Here is a 17,313-nt window from a genome sequence, read left to right on the forward strand (position 1 = left end):
CATACGAACAAAGGCTCTTTTCCGATGGCTCCACCGTTACAACAATCTCCGCCCCCATTCTGCCCTTGGGGGCAGAACTCCGGCAGAACGACTAGCGCAACGGGGAACAACCTGTTGACACTCTACACCTAACGGCTGCCGCACTCCCTCATGGCAGGCTCGTTTTTCTTACCAACGAACGAAGATCCTAATTTGGAAACAGCCCCTAGCGCGCCCCTGGCGCAGGGATGGGGGAACATCGGGGGGAAGGGATTTCGCTCATGCTCAGGCGCATGCGATCGTTGCTCGGCCTTGCGGATGCCGACGAACCGTCTTCCCTTGCCCCGTCACGAGCGGCGGCGCGGGCGGCCGATGGCACGGCGTCGTCCCGGTCGGCCGCCGAGGCCGCCCCGGCAACCTGCCTGGCGGACGCGGCCTGCGGCCCGGCGATGCTGGTGGCCCGGCAACCGGTGTTCGATGCCTCGGGAGAGGTGTGGGGCTACGAACTGCTGTTCCGCCAGCCCGACTGCCCCGAGTGCTACGGAGATGGCGTGGACGCCAGCGTGGCCACCGCCTCGGTCATGGCCGACGGTTTCGCCATGTCCCGCCCGGCCTTGGGGCCGGGCCAGCGCCTGCTGGTGAACTTCGGCGAGGACATGCTGCTGGCCGGTGCGCCGCGCATCCTGCCCGCCGACGTATGCGGGGTGGAAGTGCTGGAGACGGTGCCCGCCACCGAGGCCCTGCTGGGGGTTCTTGCCGACCTCAAGTCCGAGGGCTACCTGATCGTGGTGGACGACTACGCGGGGCAGCCCGGCATGGACGCGCTGCTGGACATGGCGGACATCGTCAAGATCGACGTGCTGGGCCGCCCGCTGACGGACCTTGCCCGCGACGTGGCCGGGCTGCGCGCCCGCCAGTGTCTGCTGCTGGCGGAAAAGGTGGAGGACCTGGCCACCCACCGCCAGTGCGAGGCCTTGGGATTCTCGTTGTTCCAGGGGTTCTTCTTCAGCCGGCCGGAACTGGTGCACGGCAGGCGGCTGGACAGTTCGCAGGCGGCCAAGATGCGCCTGCTGGCCACCCTGGCCCGCGAGGACGTGAACATCAAGGCCGCCACCGAGGTGGTGCGCTCCGACGCGGCCCTTTCGTACAAGCTGCTGCGCTACATCAATTCCGTGCACTTCGGGCTGCCGGTGAAGGTCACGTCCATCCAGCACGGCATCTCGCTGCTGGGCACGCGCAACCTGGTGCAGTGGCTGTGCGTCACCGTGCTTTCCGAATTCGACACCGGCCCCATGGCGCGCGAACTCATCGCGGTTTCGGCCCTGCGCGCCAAGTTCCTGGAACTGTGCGCATCCCGCGCCGCCGTGCGCGCCGGTCAGGAGCCGCCGCCCGCCGTGCCCCGGCCCATGCCGCAATCGGGGACGCTGTTCATGCTCGGGCTGTTCTCGCTGCTGGAACCCTTGCTGTGCCTGCCGCTGGCGGAACTGCTGCGCGCGCTGCCGCTGGTGGACGACCTGACCGAGGCCCTTTCCGCGCACACCGGCCCCTACGCGCCGTGGCTGGTCCTGATGGAACACTACGAGCGGGGCCGCTGGGACGAGGTGCTGGCCAGCGGGGCGGCCATGGGCCTGACCCAGGCCGACCTGGCCATGGCCTACGCGGGCGCGCTGGAATGGACCGCCTTCTTTCACGACAACCGGGAGTAGGAATGCAGCCCCTGGTCGCCACCATAGAGACGTCGCTGTTCGACATGTTCGAGGCGGGTCCCGGCCCGTCCAGCTCCCATACCATCGGCCCCATGAAGGCGGGACACGACTTCCGTTCCCTGTGCGCCGCCCTGCCGTCCGACGTGCTGGCCCGCGCGGCGGACATCCGGGTGCGGCTGTACGGTTCGCTGAGCGCCACGGGCGTGGGCCACGGCACCACCGGCGCGGTGCTGGCCGGGCTGCTGGGACACCGGCCTGCCACCTGCCCGCCGGGGCTGCTGGAATCGCTGCCCGCGCTGCCGGAGGCGGAACGCACCCTGCGCCTGGGCCCCGCCGCCATGGTGCTTTCCGAAGGCGCCGTGCTGCGCGACGCGGTGCAGCACGGCTACCCCTTCAGCAACACCCTGGTCATGGAACTGCTGGACGCGCACGGCGCGGTGCTGTGTAGTCGTGAGTACTATTCCGTGGGCGGCGGGTTCATCCAGTGGAAGGGCTGGCGGCCCGAGGAGCGCGGCAGGCCCGTGCATCCCTACCGCAGCATGGCGCAACTGCGCGCGCGGCTGGAGGAGACCGGGCTGACCATCCACGAACTGATCCTGGAGAACGAGATGGCGGTCACCGGCATGGGCCGCGCCGCCATCCTGGACCGGCTGGCCGCCATCATCGAACTGATGGAGGCCAGCGTGCGGCGCGGCATCGAGGACGGCGGCCCGCTGCCCGGCACCCTGGGTGTGCACCGCAAGGCCCGCGTGCTGCTGATGCGCGCCCAGCGGCTGCCCAACGAGGTGGATGCCTTCCTGGGGCGGCTGAACGCCTATGCCTTTGCCGCCGCCGAGGAAAACGCGGCGGGCGGGGTCATCGTCACCGCGCCCACCTGCGGCGCGGCGGGGGTGATGCCCGCGCTGCTCTACGCCATGCGCCACGACCTCGCCATCGGTGACCGGGCCGTGCGCGAAGGCGTGCTGGCGTCGGCCGCCGTGGGGTTTCTGGCCAAGCACAACGCGGGCATCGCCGGGGCCGAGATGGGCTGCCAGGGCGAGGTGGGCGTGGCCTCGGCCATGGCGGCCGCCATGCTGGCCCATGCGCGCGGCAACCCGGTGCACGTGGTGGAGAACGCGGCGGAAATCGCGCTGGAACATCACCTGGGCCTGACCTGCGACCCGGTGGGCGGCTTCGTGCAGATTCCGTGCATCGAACGCAACGCCGTGGGCGCGGTGAAGGCCTACAATGCCTGCCTGCTGGCCACCTGCGAAGACCCGCGCCACCACCGGGTGACCCTGGACAGCGTCATCGCGGCCATGGCCGAGATAGGGCGCGACATGAACGCCAAGTTCAAGGAAACCTCTTCCGGCGGGCTCGCGGTCAGCGTGGTGGAGTGCTGACCGGCCCTTTTCGTCCGATATCCGAAAGAGAGCGGCGTCCACCCCCTGCGGGATGGACGCCGTCATTGCTTCAATCGATCGGCGACAGCCCCTACAGGTCCTTGCCGACCATGCGCAGCAGCCGCACCAACTGGTTGGTGAAGCCCGCTTCGTTGTCGTACCAGATGATCAGCTTCAGCATGGTGCCGCCGATGACGCTGGTGCACGGCGCATCCACCACGCCGCCGTAGGTGGAGCCCATGTAGTCCACGGACACCAGCGGTTCTTCGGTGTAGCCCATGTTGCCCAGCAGCGGTCCCTCGGCCGCGGCCTTCAGCAGGGCGTTCACCTCTTCCACGCTGGTGGGGCGTTCCAGTTCGCAGGTCAGGTCCACCAGAGACACGTTGGGGGTGGGCACGCGCACGGCCATGCCGTCCAGCTTGCCCGCCAGCGCGGGGATGACCAGCGTGGTGGCCTTGGCCGCCCCGGTGGTGGTGGGAATCATGGACAGCGCGGCGGCGCGGGCGCGGCGCGGGTCCTTGTGCGAACCGTCCAGGATGCGCTGGCTCATGGTATACGAGTGCACCGTGGTCATCAGGCCGTGCTTGATGCCGAACGCCTCGTGGATGGTCTTGGTGGCGGGGGCCAGACAGTTGGTGGTGCACGAGGCGGCGGAGATCACGTCGTGCCTGGCCGGATCGTAGTCTCCATGGTTCACGCCCATGACCACGGTGACGTCGGCGTCCTTGGCCGGTGCGCTGATGACCGACTTCTTCGCGCCGCAGGCCAGGTGCTGGGCAAGACCGGCGCGGTCCTTGATGGTGCCGGTGGTTTCCACCGAGATGTCGATGCCGAGGTCCTTCCACTTCCATTCGCCCGCGCGCTCGCGGGTGACGGCGATGTGGCGCCCGTTGACGATGAGCCCGGCGTCGTCGTGGCCCACTTCGCCCCGGAAGGTGCCGTGGCACGAATCGTACTTGAACAGGCGGGCCAGCGAGGCGTTGTCGGCGCGGGCGTTGATGGCCGCCACGCCAAGGTCGTCGGTGTCGGCCAGCAGTCTGACGAGGTAGCGGCCGATGCGGCCGAAACCGTTCATCCCAAGCTTGATCATGAGTCCGTTCCCCTGAGACGGTTAGATCTTGTTCGAGCAGCCCAGCACGTTGCGGATCTTGTGCTGCACCATGTTCTTCACGGCGTCGCGCGCGGGCTTGAGGTACGAGCGCGGGTCGAAGTCGGCCGGCTTTTCCATGAAATGCTTGCGGATGGTGGCGGTCATGGCCAGGCGGATGTCGGTGTCGATGTTGATCTTGCACACGCCGAAGGTGGCCGCCTTGCGCAGCAGGTCTTCGGGCACGCCCTTGGCGCCGCCCACCTTGCCGCCGTAGGCGTTGGCCATGTCCACGAATTCCTGCGGCACGCTGGAGGCGCCATGCAGCACCAGCGGGTAGCCGGGCAGCATGGCGGTGATCTTTTCCAGCCGCTCGAAGTCCAGCTTGGCCTCGCCCGCGAACTTGTAGGCGCCGTGGCTGGTGCCGATGGCGATGGCCAGCGAATCGCAGCCGGTGCGCTGCACGAAGTCCACGGCCTGGTCGGGGTCGGTGTAGACCGAATGCTCGGCCGACACGTCGTCCTCCACGCCCGCCAGCTGGCCCAGTTCCGCCTCCACCCACACGCCGCGCGCGTGGGCGTATTCGACGACCTGCTTCGTGACGGCGATGTTCTCTTCATACGGCAGGTGCGAGCCGTCGTACATGACCGAGGTGAACCCGCCGTCGATGCAGTCCTTGCAGATCTGGAAGTCCTGCCCGTGGTCCAGGTGCAGCACCACCGGCAGGTCGGTGTCCAGCAGGGCCGCCTCGATGAGCTTCACGATGTAGTTCTGCCCGGCGTACTTGCGGGCACCGGCGGAAACCTGAAGGATCAGCGGGGCCTTTTCTTCGCCGGCCGCCTGCATGATGCCCTGGATGATCTCCATGTTGTTCACGTTGAAGGCGCCGATGGCGTACCCTTCCTTGTAGGCCCGCTCGAACATCTGCTTGGGACCGGTCAGCGGCATGGGTTCCTCCTGCTGCGCCGGACGGGCGTGCTGCCTGCTGGTCCGGCGGTGGAAATGAGTTCGTCGGTCGCGTTCCGCCAGGGGGCCGGGCGGGGGTGTGCGCGATCCGCGCCATGCCTTCGGAAGGCCCGCCCGTGGCACGTCCGCAGCCCTCCCGCAAGGAAGGGACCGCGTATGATGCCATGGCGCAGGGCGCGGGTATGGCCTCTCGACGAAGGCGCGGGAAAGATATCTGAATCCGTGGGAAAAATAAAGACGGGCCGCGTGGGGTGTCTGTTTATGACGGATGAAGTCAGGGGGGTGTCTTTGCGCTACGGGCGTTGGTGGAGAACTCATGCCGTCCGGGGTAAAGGGCGGAGAATCGTTCGTTCATGGCGTGCCAGCGCGGGCATCTCGTGGCGAGACAAAATATGGACGCCGGAAGTTTTGGCTAACGCTTGGGCATTGGCCGTAAGACCCGTGCTGTTTGTGACAAGCAGGAGGCACACTGGCTCGGCAAGTGCATACCTGTCGCGTGCGGCAATGATTTCGGTCACTCCAGAGTGGTCGATATGTTTTTTTGGGGGGTGGGTAACCGCCCCCTGAAGATTCTGATCACGAAGCACACGAAGAAGTGCTCGAATGGTATGGCAGAATCTTTGAACCTGAAGATATCGACCCGGAAGGTGTCAGCGTTTTGATGAAGCGTTTGGCAAACAGGAGAAAACAGAAAATGTGAGGCAAGGTCACTTCTCCGGACGGTTACGAGCGGTTACGATTGACGATGATAGTGACAAATGGCAGGCTAGAAGTGAACGCCTAAAACTACTGCGAAATTGACACTGCAACACAAAACTAAAATTAACGGGGTGAAGGGGGCGTGATTCCCATGAGTGAATTTGATCAACAACCATTCAGCGATGTGGAATTCGCGGAAAACCCAGAGCAGAGATGTCCTGTAATACTCCTATTAGATACATCTTATTCCATGAGCGGCAAGCCAATTTCGGAATTGAATGAAGGGTTAGCTACTTTGCGCCAAGAACTCATGAACGACGCCGTGGCCGCAAAGCGTGTGGAATTAGCTATGGTCACTTTTGGGCCAGTCGAGGTCAAATCCGACTTCGCTACAGTGGATCACTTCTATCCCGAAACGCTGGTGGCGGACAATGCGACGCCGATGGGCGAAGCGATTGTGACTGGGCTCACCATGCTCCGTCAGCGTAAAAAGCGCTACCGCGAGAATGGTGTTAAATATTACCGCCCGTGGGTGTTCCTTATTACCGATGGCGCCCCGACCGATAGTTGGGAGGAGGCTAAGCGACGGGTACACCAAGGCGAAGAGAGCAAGGAATTCATGTTCTATGCTGTAGGTGTGGAACAGGCGGATATGAACGTTCTTGGACAGATCGCCACGCGTCAGCCGCTCAAGCTGAAAGGGTTGGCCTTCAAGGAGCTATTCCAGTGGCTGTCCAACTCCCTAAGCGCTGTCTCTCAGTCCAACCCTGGTGATGCCGTCCCACTCGAAAACCCGGCCGCCCCGGACGGCTGGGCTGTTGCAGGGTGAAATTGTGGCCTGGCGGTGGGCGTCCGCGTCCGTAATCGGAACGTCGCACATTCAGAACGATGGCAGGCTGCAAGATGCCTACGCTGTTGCCGCATTCGAAAACGGTGGCATTTTCGCTGTTGTTTCGGATGGCGCAGGCAGCGCCAAATTTGGCGCGTACGGCGCATGGCTTACTTGCCGCTTCCTTTCGGTTCGATTTCGGGAATGGGTTCGCGTCAATCCAGACATGCCGTCGAATGAAGAATTGGCGGATTGGATTGATGAACTGCGGGACCGAATATCGGCAATAGCAACCCGGCGAGAGTCTACATCCCGGCAATTCGCCGCGACGTTGGCGGCAATCGTTGTCACGCCGAATGAGGCTGTAACGCTCCACATCGGCGATAGCGCCGTTGTCGGCCGGAAAGACACCGAATGGGAGGTGCTGTGCTGGCCCGAGAACGGCGAATATGCGTCCACCACTTATTTTGTGACCGATGATCCCGAACCGCGCCTGAACATCACTCGTCACCCACGCAAACACGATGCATTCGCACTGTTCTCCGATGGTGTCGGCGATCTGGCGTTGTTGCATCTGAAACAGAGCGCGCACGCCCGGTTCTTCGATCCCATGTTTCGACCGGTGGATGCCGCACCGGGTGAGGGCCGCCTTGTCGAACTATCGGCGGAACTCGCCACATATCTCGCCGGTTCATCGGTCTGCGAACGCACCGATGATGACAAAACGCTCATCCTCATATCCGGGGGCTGATCGTGCCGAGCGTAGTCATAGGAAAGGAACGGTTCACCGTTGGGGAGAGGCTGGGAGGTGGAAACGAAGGTGATGTTTTTCGCCTGAGTGGGAAGTCCGATCTGGCGGTCAAGCTCTACAAGCCGAACAATCGAGGCAGCCGCGAGGGTAAAATACGGGCCATGGTCGCCGAGGGGCTTGGTCAAGCGACGACACTGGTAACGTATCCTGTGGAGGTGGCAACATCGGCGACTGGGGAATTCCTTGGGTTCGCTATGCGGCTGGTGTCAACACACCGTGAACTACATGAGCTCTACAGCCCGAAATCCCGCCAGCATCATTTCCCGAAGTCGGATTATCGGTTTCTCGTCCACGCTGCATTGAACGTCGCGCGCGCCGTTGGGGTGGTGCACCAGGCGGGATGTGTCATCGGCGATCTGAACCATTCCGGTGTGCTTGTGGCGCAGGACGCCACAGTTGCCCTCATTGATGCCGACAGCTTTCAGTTCCGGCGAAATGGCAAGACCTACCCCTGTGTTGTTGGCGTTCCTGAATTCACTCCACCAGAACTGCACGGAATTCGCTTCGAAAACGTAGAGCGCACCATAGAGCACGACAACTTCGGGTTGGCGATTGCGATTTTCCACCTTCTTTTCATGGGCCGGCACCCCTATGCTGGGTGCTACAAGGGGCCGGACATCTCCATGGGCGAAGCCATCGCCCAGAACCGGTTTGCCTTTTCGCTCACCCGGCAAGCGGCAACACAGACAACACCGCCACCCGGTGCGCTGACACTCGACATATTCCCGGATGCTGTCTCCCGTGCTTTCGAGAACGCATTCGGACTGACACCGGGCGCGCGTCCGGGTGCGCTGGACTGGATTCACGCCCTCAACGCTCTGAAAGGCTCACTGAATCACTGTAGCAAGGTAAAGACACATTACTACCCCAGCGCCGCCGGTGGGTGTATCTGGTGCAAGCTGACCGCCAACAACGGCTTTGATATGTTCCCGGACCTGACCGCCGTGGAATCGAATATCCCGGTCGATGCGCGAGGCACAGAACAGGCAATCAGCGAGATTCTGGCATTTCGCTTCCCAACGGTCGCGGACTTGCTTCCCGCTGCGGCTACGCCGCGCGGTGCCAGCAATGCACTGAGCGAAGCTAGGAACGGAAAGCTCGGTCGTGCTTTCATGGGCTTGTTGATGATGGGCGGCGCAGCTGCTGGTTTCATCTACGTCGCCCCGGCGTGGTTTATATGGATCGTGCTGGCAATCTGGGGGTGGATCATCTTCTCCAACCGTGAAGTTGACCCCGGCCCGTTTCAACAGGCCTTCAAGAATGCCGATGAAAGGATGCAGCGCGAGTTGATTGCCTTTGTTAAACGTAACGGGATGACTGAGGTTGTGAAGGTGCGTGGCGATTTGGACGCCGCAATCGGTGCCTACAAGGGCCATGACGATGCGCTTGCCCGCGAACTCATGGTGATGAAGTCCAACCGGGAGTCGCGCCAGCGACAGGCCTATCTTGACCGTTTCTCCATCCGGCGCGCGAATATCTCCGGCATCGGTCCGGCGAAAACGGCAACGCTGATATCCTTCGGAATCGAGACTGCCGCCGATGTGAACCATTCCGCCGTGCTGCGAGTGCCGGGGTTCGGTGACGTGATGACCGGCAAGCTGGTGGCGTGGCGGCGGGAACATGAGTCCCGATTTAAGTATGACCGCACGCCGAACGCTCAGGACGTTGCCGACGAAAGGGCGTTGCGTGGACGGTTCGCGGCAGAAAAGGCGAAGCTGGAATCCACGATCCGCAACGGGCTGGGGGCCCTGAGAAACGCCAAGTCCCGGCTAGGCGCATTACCCACCAAGGCCAGAAGCGACAGGGCGCTGACCGAGACGCTTGCTGCTCGCGCCCAGGCAGAACAGGACCTGCGCGAGTTGGGTGCATCGATTCCGACATCAACCGTCTCGCTGATGATGACACCACCGATCAGTTTCACGCCGCCACCTTCCCAAATATCCCACGCCACAGCACCTGCACCACTACGAACAATTGCTACATCTAGCACCCCCGCTTGCCCGCTTTGTGGTTCCTCGATGCGGCAGCGGTCAGGGCGTTACGGGAAATTTTGGGGTTGTTCGCAATATCCACGCTGCAAGGGCACGCGGAATATCTGATGTAAGCTTGACTACGGCATCGCAGATGCGGTTGTGATTGGTAGCCGTGGAGTGAACTCTTAACTGCGATCTACGCTCCCTGTCTATTCTCGTACTCACACCTCTATGCCCAGTCCTCTCCCAAGATCGATCCCATGCGACAGGCAAGAGCTTGACTGGGGCGACGCTGCCCCAGTTCCATATCAATGTCGAGGGCTCGCTTGCGGTTTTCGAGTAGGGATTCCAACTGCGGATCACGTTCGATGCTCTCGGCCATGTTCAGAGGGACAAGGTAACAATTTCTGTTTTCTTGTCGTGGTCAGGCACCTTCCTTCGCCCCGTTGCCCTGCACCCTGGCCAGCACGTCCATGGCCGCGTGGTCGGTGAAGTCGAAGCGCAGCGGAGTGAGGGTGACCCAGCCTTCGGTCAGCAGGGCGCGGTCGGTGCCGGGGGCCACGGTCTCGGGCGGGATGGTGCCGTTCAGCCACCAGTACGAGCCGCCGCGCGGGTCCACCCGGTGGTCGTACCAGTCCTTCCACACCGCGCGGGTCTGGGGGCAGGCGCGCACGCCCTTGACCTGATCCATGGACAGGGCGGGGTAGTTCAGGTTCACCACGCAGCGGTCGGGCAGGGCCTTCCAGTCCAGCGCGGCCAGCAGCCCGGCGGCGTGGGCGGCCTGGCCGGAAAGGTCGGCGGGCCGGAACGAGTCGTAGGACACGGCCAGGGCGGGAAAGCCCATGTGCGCCGCCTCGGTGGCGGCGGACACCGTGCCGGAGTACAGGATGTCCGGACCCACGTTGGCGCCGGCGTTGATGCCCGACACCACGATGTCGGGCTTCTTGTCCAGCAGGCACGACAGGCCCAGCTTCACGCAGTCGGTGGGGGTGCCGTACACCCCGCGCCCGCGAAAGCCGTTCTCGCGGAATTCCTTCACCCGCAGGGGCAGGCTGATGGTCACGGCGTGGCCCACGGCGGACTGTTCGGTGACCGGGGCCACCACGTGCACCTCGTGCCCGGCGTCCAGCAGGGCCTTGTACATGGCGCGCAGGCCGGGGGCCTGGATGCCGTCGTCGTTGGTCAGGGCGATGATCATGGGGTATCCTTTTCGTGTGGGGCGGCGCGGTGGGCGTCAGCCCCGTGGTGCTTACGGTGTTGTTTCGCGGCGTGCTGCCCCGGAAACGGCGACGCCCCGGTGACAGGCAGATGGAGGCCAGACGGCGGTGCGGTGGCGGCCATGCGGGCGGCGTGCGGGCGCGCACCCGCCATGTATCCGGCTGCCCCGCGCATTGACAATGTGGCCGAAAAGCGGGCACCTTGCGGCAAATTGGCCGCATCCGCGCGGGCGCCTTTCTCGTCCGCGTCCGGTGGTTTCCTCCGGGTCACGGGCATGGCCGCTTCCTTACGACGCACATGGAAAAAAGACAAACCATACGAGATATCGCCGCCAACGACGAGGTGAGCGGGCTGTTCCTGCTCGGTTCGGCCACCCTGCAACAGTCGCGCAACGGCCCCTTCTGGCGGCTGGAACTGCGCGACGCCACCGGCAGCATGGAGGCCAAGATCTGGAGCCCCCAGAGCCAGGCCCATCCCGATCTGGCCGCCGGGCAGATCGTGGACGTGGAGGGCCGCTCCGGCACCTACCGCGACAAGGTGGAGGTGACCATCGGCCGCCTGCGCGTGCTGGACGACGCTGAGCAGGCCGGGCTGGACCTCGGCCTGTTCCTGCCCGCCAGCCCGCGCCCCGCGCAGGAAATGCTGGACGAACTCATCGGGCTGTGCAAGGCGGAATTCACCCACGCGCCGTGGCGCAAGTTCGTGCTGGCCGTGCTGCGCGACGAGGACATCGCCCCCCGCCTGCTGGCCGCCCCCGCCGCCAAGTCGGTGCACCACGCCTACGTGGGCGGCCTGGTGGAGCACATGCTGTCCGTGGCCAGGCTGGCCCTGCGCATCGCCGACCACTACCCGGAGCTTGACCGCCAGGCCCTGCTGGCCGGGGCGCTGTTCCACGACATCGGCAAGGTGTGGGAACTCACCGGCGGCCTCGCCAACGACTATTCCGACGAGGGGCGCCTTCTGGGGCACATCCACATCGGGCTGGAACGCATCGAGCCGCACCTGCGCAAGTCCGGCCTTGAGCTGGAACTGGTGACCCATTTCAAGCACCTGATCCTCAGCCACCACGGCGAGTACGAATTCGGCTCGCCCCGGCGGCCCAAGACGGCGGAAGCCATGGCCCTGCACTACGCGGACAACCTGGACGCCAAGATGGCCCAGTTCCGGGGGCTGTTCGCCAATCACGAGGAGGGCGCCACCGGCTGGACGCCGTTCCAGCCCACGCTGGGGCGCTTCTTGTACCGTCCGGCCCGCTCGCCCGAGGAACCCCGCCCGGCCCGCAAGGGGGCCGCGCCGCGCAAGGCCACGGCCGAAAGCCCGGAAGAATCCGCAAAGACCGCCCCGCAGGGTGCGCAAGCTACATTATTCGGGTAAGCCCCAACCAAAAGGCCGCCCTCTCCCGGAGCGAGCAATGTTCATCACCTTTGAAGGAATAGAGGGGTCCGGCAAGAGCACGGCCCTGGACCGCGTGCGGCAGACGCTGCTGGACGAAGGGCACGGGGTGCTGCTGACGCGCGAACCGGGCGGCAGCCGCCTGGGGCGCACGCTGCGCTCCATCCTGCTGGACCTGTCCAACGACGACATCGTGCCCGAGGCGGAACTGTTCCTGTACCTGGCCGACCGCGCCCAGCACGTGGGGCAGGTGATCCGCCCGGCCCTGGCCGAGGGCGTGACGGTGCTTTCCGACCGCTACGCCGATTCCACCGTGGTCTATCAGGGCTACGGACGCGGCCTGGACCCGGAACGGCTGCGCGAACTGAACGACATGGCCGTGGGCGGGCTGTGGCCGGACCTGACCCTGGTCTTCGACCTGCCGCCCGAAGAAGGCCTGCGCCGGGCCATGGCCCGCAACCTGCTTGAGGGCACCAGCGTTTCCGAAGGGCGGTTCGAGGCGGAGCACCTTGCCTTTCACGACCGGGTGCGCGAAGGCTATCTGACGTGGGCCGCGCTGCATCCGGCGCGGTTCCGGGTGGTGGACGCCACCCGCACGCCCGACCAGGTGTTCGAGGACGTCATGCGCGCCGTGCGGGCCGCCCTTGCGGCCGCGTCCGCGCACCCATGACACCGGCGCACGTCTAACTGCGGGCCGCGCCCGCGAAGGACATTCCCATGCTGGAAGCGAAGAACCGGCTGGGCATCATCTTCTTTCCGGCCTTCGACTGGGCCATCAGCGCCACCCACCCGGAACGCGAGGAACGGCTGCTCTACACGCAGGACCAACTGCGCGAGGAAGGGCTGTTCGACATCGCGGGCATCACCGAATACAAGCCGGAAATCGCCACCCGCGAAGACGTGGAGCGCGTGCACTTCTGCATTCCCGGCGTGGAGAGCGTGTGCACCAAGTCGCACCTGATCTCCGCCGGGGGGGCCATCACCGCCGCCCGGCTGGTGATGGAGAAGGAGGAGGAAAAGGCCTTCGCGCTGGTGCGCCCGCCGGGTCACCACGCCATGAAGGTGGTGCACGGCAACCGGGGGTTCTGCAACATCAACATCGAAGCCGTGATGCTCGAACACATCCGCGAGCACTACGGCCCGTTGCGCGTGGCCATCGTGGACACCGACTGCCACCACGGCGACGGCACGCAGGACATCTACTGGAACGACCGCGACACCCTGTTCATCTCGCTGCACCAGGACGGCCGCACCCTGTACCCAGGCACCGGCTTTCCGCACGAACTGGGCGGCCCCAACGCCATGGGCCGCACCCTGAACATCCCGCTGCCGCCCGGCACGTCCGACAAGGGCTTCCTGCACGCCATCGACAACCTGGTACTGCCGGTGCTGGAAGACTTCAAGCCCGACCTGGTCATCAATTCGGCCGGGCAGGACAACCATTTCTCCGACCCCATCACCAACATGAACTTCTCGGCCCGGGGCTACGCCATGCTGAACAAGCGGCTGAACCCCGACATCGCCGTGCTGGAAGGCGGCTACGCCATCCAGGGCGCGCTGCCGTACGTCAACCTGGGCATCTGCCTGGCCATGGCCGGGCTGGACTTCGACGGGGTGCGCGAGCCGGAGTTCGACCCGGCCGCCATCGCCCAGCCGGACCAGGTGACCGCGTACATCGAACGGCTGTGCGACGAGATGCTCAAGGTGTGGCGCAAGCCCCCGGCCCTGCCCAAGCAGGGCGAACGCTCCGGCGACTGGTGGGTGCGCACCAAGGACATCTACTACGATACCGATGGCATCAGCGAGAGCCAGGTGGAGTCGGTGCTGCTGTGCCGGGACTGCTCGGGCACGGTGAAGATAGAGACGTGGTCCACGGTGAACCCGCTCAGCGTGGGCATAGAGATTCCCATCGGCGCCTGCGACAGGTGCGCGGGCATCGGCCGCCGCCTGCTGGAAGAGGCCCACCTGAAGGGCAACTACCGCTACGTGCAGTGCATCGACCGAAAGGCCAAGCGGTATACCCGTTATGGTTTTTGAGCTATGCCCGCAAACTGTCCTTTTTCCCGCTGGCTGCGTCAAACTTCGCCTGCCATGTCGGTCGAATACGATAAGAGTATACTCCCTCATGGCAGGCTTGTTTTCCTTGCCAGCGGGAAAAAATCCTAGTTTGCGAAGGTAGCCACGCCACGAGCATTTTGTGCGTGTTCAACGTCGCTTAATTTATCAAAAGAGAGACACGCTATGAGCAAGACCGCCGCCAAGACCGCCAATCCGCCCGCAAATCCTGTGGACACCTTCTGGACCATCCGCCTGGCCACCGCCAAGGAAGCCCTTGAAGCCAACAACTTCGAGGTGTCCATGGCCGAAAACCTGGCCGACGCGGCCCGCATCTTTCTGGAAGACATCCTGCCCGCCTCGGGCGCGAAGTCCGTATCCTTCGGCGGTTCCATGAGCGTGGGCAAGAGCGGCGTGCCCGACGCCCTGCGCGCCATGGACGCCATCGAACTGCTGGACACCATGAACTACAAGCTGCCCGCGGCGGAGATGTACGAACTGCGCCGCCAGGCCCTGCTGGTGGACCTGTTCCTGTCCAGCACCAACGCCCTCACCGTGGACGGCAAGCTGGTGAACCTGGACATGATCGGCAACCGGGTGGGCGGCATCAACTTCGGGCCGAAGAAGGTCGTGCTGTTCGTGGGCCGCAACAAGGTGGTGGACAGCGTGGAGGACGGCATGCGCCGCATCAAGGAATTCTCCGCGCCCACCAACGCCATCCGCCTGGCCAAGAAGACCCCGTGCACCAAGGTTGCGGAATGTATGGACTGCAAGAGTCCGGACCGCATCTGTAACGTCTGGACCATCACGGAAAAGGCTTTCCCGGCCAAGCGTATCCACGTGATTCTCATCAACGAGGATACGGGGCTGTAGGTCCGGCCCCGGATTCGGGGCACTCGCTGACACGAGGCTGGTTGAGTTACGCCGTCCCTGAAAGGGTGATGCACGGAACGTCCTTCGGGATGTTTCAGGGTGCAGGGGGGGCGACACGGGCCGGACCGGGGCGCGCGGCGTCCCCGGTCCCCTGGCGGCCCGCGCACCGCACGCCGCACGCAGGGGGACGGATGTTCCTGAACGAACACCAGAGCAAGAAGCTGTTCGCCGCGGCGGGGATTGCCGTCCCCGCCGGGGATTGTCTGGGGCCGGAAGACGTGGACGCCTATGCGCCGCCGTTTTCCGGCCCCTGGTACGTCAAGGCGCAGGTGCTCACCGGCGGGCGCGGCAAGGCGGGCGGCGTGCTGCGGGCCGACACGCCCGATGCCTTGCGCCACACCGCGCGGGCCATCCTGGGCATGACCATCAAGGGCCACCCGGTACCCTTCGTGCGGGTGGAACCGGCCACGGACATCCGCAAGGAGTGCTACCTGTCGTTCATGCTTTCGCGCCAGCGGCGCGAAATGCTGCTGACCACCAGCCACCGGGGCGGCATGGAGGTGGAATCCACGGCCGAGACCCGCAAGCCGCTGGTGCAGCGGGTGCCGCTGGACGCGGGCCTGCGCGAGCATCACCTGCGGGCGGCGTTCTTCGAACTGGGGGCGGACCCGGCAGGCTGGACGGGCTTCCGCGACCTGGCGGAGCGCCTGTTCCGCGCCGTGCGGGACGACGGCCTGCTGCTGGCCGAAATCAACCCGCTGGTGCTCACCGGGGAAGGGCAGTGGGTGGCCCTGGACGGCAAGGTGGAACTGGACGACAACGTGGTGGACCTGCGGCCCGACTTGCAGGGCTACCACACGCCCGAACATCAGGGCGCGGAAGAGAACGCCGCGCGCGAGGCCGGGCTGAGCTACGTGGGCCTTTCCGGCTGGGTGGGTCTGCTGGTCAACGGCGCGGGCCTGGCCATGGCCACCATGGACCTGCTGAATTTTTCCGGCCTGCCCGCCGCCAACTTCATGGACCTTGGCGGCGCGGCCGACGGCGCGCGAATGCGCCGGGCGCTGGACCTGCTGTTCGCCAATCCCAAGGTGCGGGCGGTGTTCATCAACCTGTTCGGGGGCATCGTCTCCTGCGCCGGGGTGGCCCGCGCGCTCATGGAAGCGCTGGGCACGGAACGCGCCGCCCAGCCCGTGGTGGTGCGCATGGCCGGGCACGAATCCGCCGAGGGGCGCGAACTGCTGCGCGCCTTCGCCCATCCGGACGTGATCATCGCCGACGAGGTGGCCGACGCGCTGGACGCCCTGCGGCGGCTGGATGAGGTGAACCGGGCCAATCGGGCATCGGGCGCTTCCCCTGCCACCCCGCCCGCCGCCGCGTATCCGCTGGCCGACGAGGCATGGCCGCTGCCCCCCGCTGCCCGCAAGGGCTACCGCCGCTCCGGCAGGCGCGGCGTGCCGTGGCTGGGGCCGGATACCCAGGTGCTGGTGCAGGGCATCACCGGCAAGGTGGCCCAGCGCCACGTGCAGCTGATGCAGGAATACGGCACGCGCATCGTGGCCGGGGTCACCCCGTTCAAGGGCGGGCAGTCGGTGCTGGGCGTGCCGGTGTACGATTCCGTGCACGAGGCGTGCAGGCACCACCGCATCGACGCCTCCATCATCTTCGTGCCCGCGTCCTTCGCGCCCGACGCCGTGCTGGAGGCGGCGGCAGAGGAAATCCCGTGGGCGGTGTGCATCACCGAAGGCATTCCGCAGCGGGCCATGCTCTCCGCGCTGAAGAACGTGCCGCCGTCGCCCACCCGCGTGGTGGGCCCCAACACGCCGGGGCTCATCGTGCCGGGGGCCACCAAGATCGGCATCATGCCGGGCTACGTGTTCACGCCGGGGCCGGTGGCCATCTTCTCGCGCTCGGGCACTCTGACCTACGAGGCGGCGGCCCGCCTTTCGGCGGCGGGCATCGGCCAGTCGCTGTGCGTGGGGGTGGGCGGCGATTCGTTCATCGGCAGCGACTTCATCTCGCTGTTCGAGTGCATCCGCGACGACGACGCCACCGAGGCCGTGCTGGTGCTGGGCGAGGTGGGCGGCACGGCGGAAGAGGACCTGGCCCGCTGGGTGACCGCCACCGGCTTCGCCAAGCCGGTGCTGGGCTTCATCGCCGCGCGCACGGCCCCGCCCGGCCGCCGCATGGGCCACGCCGGGGCCATCCTGGACGAGGCCACCGGCGGGGTGGAGGGCAAGTTGCAGGCCATGCGCGACGCGGGCTTTGCCGTGTGCCCCGACCTGGCCAGCCTGCCGGAGCGGGTGGCCCGCGCGCTGGGGCGCGGGTAGGAGATCGGCGGCGGAC

General features: G+C 65.4%; 14 protein-coding genes. 11 read left to right on the top strand and 3 right to left on the bottom strand.

Features of this window, described 5'->3' with window-relative positions:
* Position 1 precedes the first annotated feature (1 nt).
* The 3 genes from V6B97_RS17445 to V6B97_RS11375 all read left to right on the top strand — a co-directional run bounded on the left by V6B97_RS17445 (position 2) and on the right by V6B97_RS11375 (position 3,067).
* On the top strand, positions 2-118 hold the full coding sequence (locus V6B97_RS17445) for an integrase core domain-containing protein (RefSeq protein ID WP_442935459.1): 117 nt from the start codon (positions 2-4) through the stop codon (positions 116-118).
* 154 nt (positions 119-272) lie between these two features.
* Positions 273-1,685: an EAL and HDOD domain-containing protein gene (locus V6B97_RS11370; RefSeq protein ID WP_333506627.1), complete on the top strand. Its 1,413-nt coding sequence runs from the start codon at positions 273-275 to the stop codon at positions 1,683-1,685.
* A 2-nt stretch (positions 1,686-1,687) separates the two neighbouring features.
* Positions 1,688-3,067, top strand: a complete 1,380-nt coding sequence (locus V6B97_RS11375) for an L-serine ammonia-lyase (protein WP_333506628.1) — start codon at positions 1,688-1,690, stop codon at positions 3,065-3,067.
* Positions 3,068-3,158: 91 nt separating this feature from the next.
* Here V6B97_RS11375 and gap read toward each other — a convergent pair whose 3' ends face one another.
* Positions 3,159-4,157: a type I glyceraldehyde-3-phosphate dehydrogenase gene (gene gap, locus V6B97_RS11380; RefSeq protein ID WP_333506629.1), complete on the bottom strand. Its 999-nt coding sequence runs from the start codon at positions 4,155-4,157 to the stop codon at positions 3,159-3,161.
* Between the two features lie 21 nt (positions 4,158-4,178).
* Positions 4,179-5,102 (bottom strand): class II fructose-1,6-bisphosphate aldolase, encoded by a 924-nt coding sequence (fba, locus tag V6B97_RS11385; RefSeq protein WP_333506630.1) that lies wholly within the window; start codon positions 5,100-5,102, stop codon positions 4,179-4,181.
* An 868-nt stretch (positions 5,103-5,970) separates the two neighbouring features.
* On the opposite strand from fba, the gene V6B97_RS11390 reads away from it, so the two are divergent.
* Genes V6B97_RS11390 through V6B97_RS11400 form a run of 3 tightly spaced genes read left to right on the top strand, consistent with a single transcriptional unit; the run spans position 5,971 to position 9,558 of the window.
* Complete coding sequence (locus V6B97_RS11390; protein WP_333506631.1) at positions 5,971-6,648, top strand: vWA domain-containing protein; 678 nt, start codon at positions 5,971-5,973, stop codon at positions 6,646-6,648.
* On the top strand, positions 6,638-7,399 hold the full coding sequence (locus tag V6B97_RS11395; RefSeq protein WP_333506632.1) for a PP2C family serine/threonine-protein phosphatase: 762 nt from the start codon (positions 6,638-6,640) through the stop codon (positions 7,397-7,399). The genes V6B97_RS11390 and V6B97_RS11395 overlap by 11 nt, the downstream gene beginning before the upstream one ends.
* Before the next feature lie 2 nt (positions 7,400-7,401).
* A complete protein-coding gene (locus V6B97_RS11400; RefSeq protein ID WP_333506633.1) occupies positions 7,402-9,558 on the top strand; it encodes a topoisomerase DNA-binding C4 zinc finger domain-containing protein in 2,157 nt (718 codons plus the stop codon).
* Positions 9,559-9,856: 298 nt separating this feature from the next.
* On the opposite strand, the gene surE is transcribed toward V6B97_RS11400, so the two are convergent.
* The gene (gene surE, locus V6B97_RS11405; RefSeq protein WP_333506634.1) at positions 9,857-10,630 is read right to left on the bottom strand and encodes a 5'/3'-nucleotidase SurE; all 774 of its coding nucleotides are present in this window, start codon (positions 10,628-10,630) and stop codon (positions 9,857-9,859) included.
* 317 nt (positions 10,631-10,947) lie between these two features.
* Between surE and V6B97_RS11410 the strand changes: the two genes are divergently transcribed.
* The 5 genes from V6B97_RS11410 (at position 10,948) to sucD (ending at position 17,297) form a co-directional block, all read left to right on the top strand.
* Positions 10,948-12,024: a 3'-5' exoribonuclease YhaM family protein gene (locus V6B97_RS11410; RefSeq protein WP_333506635.1), complete on the top strand. Its 1,077-nt coding sequence runs from the start codon at positions 10,948-10,950 to the stop codon at positions 12,022-12,024.
* A gap of 37 nt (positions 12,025-12,061) precedes the next feature.
* The gene (gene tmk / locus V6B97_RS11415; protein ID WP_333506636.1) at positions 12,062-12,712 is read left to right on the top strand and encodes a dTMP kinase; all 651 of its coding nucleotides are present in this window, start codon (positions 12,062-12,064) and stop codon (positions 12,710-12,712) included.
* Positions 12,713-12,759: 47 nt separating this feature from the next.
* Entirely contained in the window at positions 12,760-14,079 is a 1,320-nt protein-coding gene (locus V6B97_RS11420; RefSeq protein WP_333506637.1) for a histone deacetylase family protein, read from the top strand.
* A 204-nt stretch (positions 14,080-14,283) separates the two neighbouring features.
* Positions 14,284-14,970, top strand: a complete 687-nt coding sequence (locus V6B97_RS11425; RefSeq protein WP_333506638.1) for a lactate utilization protein — start codon at positions 14,284-14,286, stop codon at positions 14,968-14,970.
* 191 nt (positions 14,971-15,161) lie between these two features.
* A complete protein-coding gene (gene sucD, locus V6B97_RS11430) occupies positions 15,162-17,297 on the top strand; it encodes a succinate--CoA ligase subunit alpha (RefSeq protein WP_333506639.1) in 2,136 nt (711 codons plus the stop codon).
* Positions 17,298-17,313 lie beyond the last annotated feature (16 nt).

The organism is Nitratidesulfovibrio sp. 1201_IL3209 (assembly GCF_036763125.1).
Classification (GTDB): Bacteria; Desulfobacterota; Desulfovibrionia; order Desulfovibrionales; family Desulfovibrionaceae; genus Cupidesulfovibrio.

Excerpts from the sequence above, each read along its gene's own strand:
- V6B97_RS11410 (WP_333506635.1), top strand. The coding sequence starts at position 10,948 with ATGGAAAAAAGACAAACCATACGAGATATCGCCGCCAACGACGAGGTG.
- V6B97_RS11370 (WP_333506627.1), top strand. The coding sequence starts at position 273 with ATGCGATCGTTGCTCGGCCTTGCGGATGCCGACGAACCGTCTTCCCTT.
- gap (WP_333506629.1), bottom strand. The coding sequence starts at position 4,157 with ATGATCAAGCTTGGGATGAACGGTTTCGGCCGCATCGGCCGCTACCTC.
- V6B97_RS11425 (WP_333506638.1), top strand. The coding sequence starts at position 14,284 with ATGAGCAAGACCGCCGCCAAGACCGCCAATCCGCCCGCAAATCCTGTG.
- surE (WP_333506634.1), bottom strand. The coding sequence starts at position 10,630 with ATGATCATCGCCCTGACCAACGACGACGGCATCCAGGCCCCCGGCCTG.
- sucD (WP_333506639.1), top strand. The coding sequence starts at position 15,162 with ATGTTCCTGAACGAACACCAGAGCAAGAAGCTGTTCGCCGCGGCGGGG.
- V6B97_RS11390 (WP_333506631.1), top strand. The coding sequence starts at position 5,971 with ATGAGTGAATTTGATCAACAACCATTCAGCGATGTGGAATTCGCGGAA.
- fba (WP_333506630.1), bottom strand. The coding sequence starts at position 5,102 with ATGCCGCTGACCGGTCCCAAGCAGATGTTCGAGCGGGCCTACAAGGAA.
- V6B97_RS11420 (WP_333506637.1), top strand. The coding sequence starts at position 12,760 with ATGCTGGAAGCGAAGAACCGGCTGGGCATCATCTTCTTTCCGGCCTTC.
- V6B97_RS11375 (WP_333506628.1), top strand. The coding sequence starts at position 1,688 with ATGCAGCCCCTGGTCGCCACCATAGAGACGTCGCTGTTCGACATGTTC.
- tmk (WP_333506636.1), top strand. The coding sequence starts at position 12,062 with ATGTTCATCACCTTTGAAGGAATAGAGGGGTCCGGCAAGAGCACGGCC.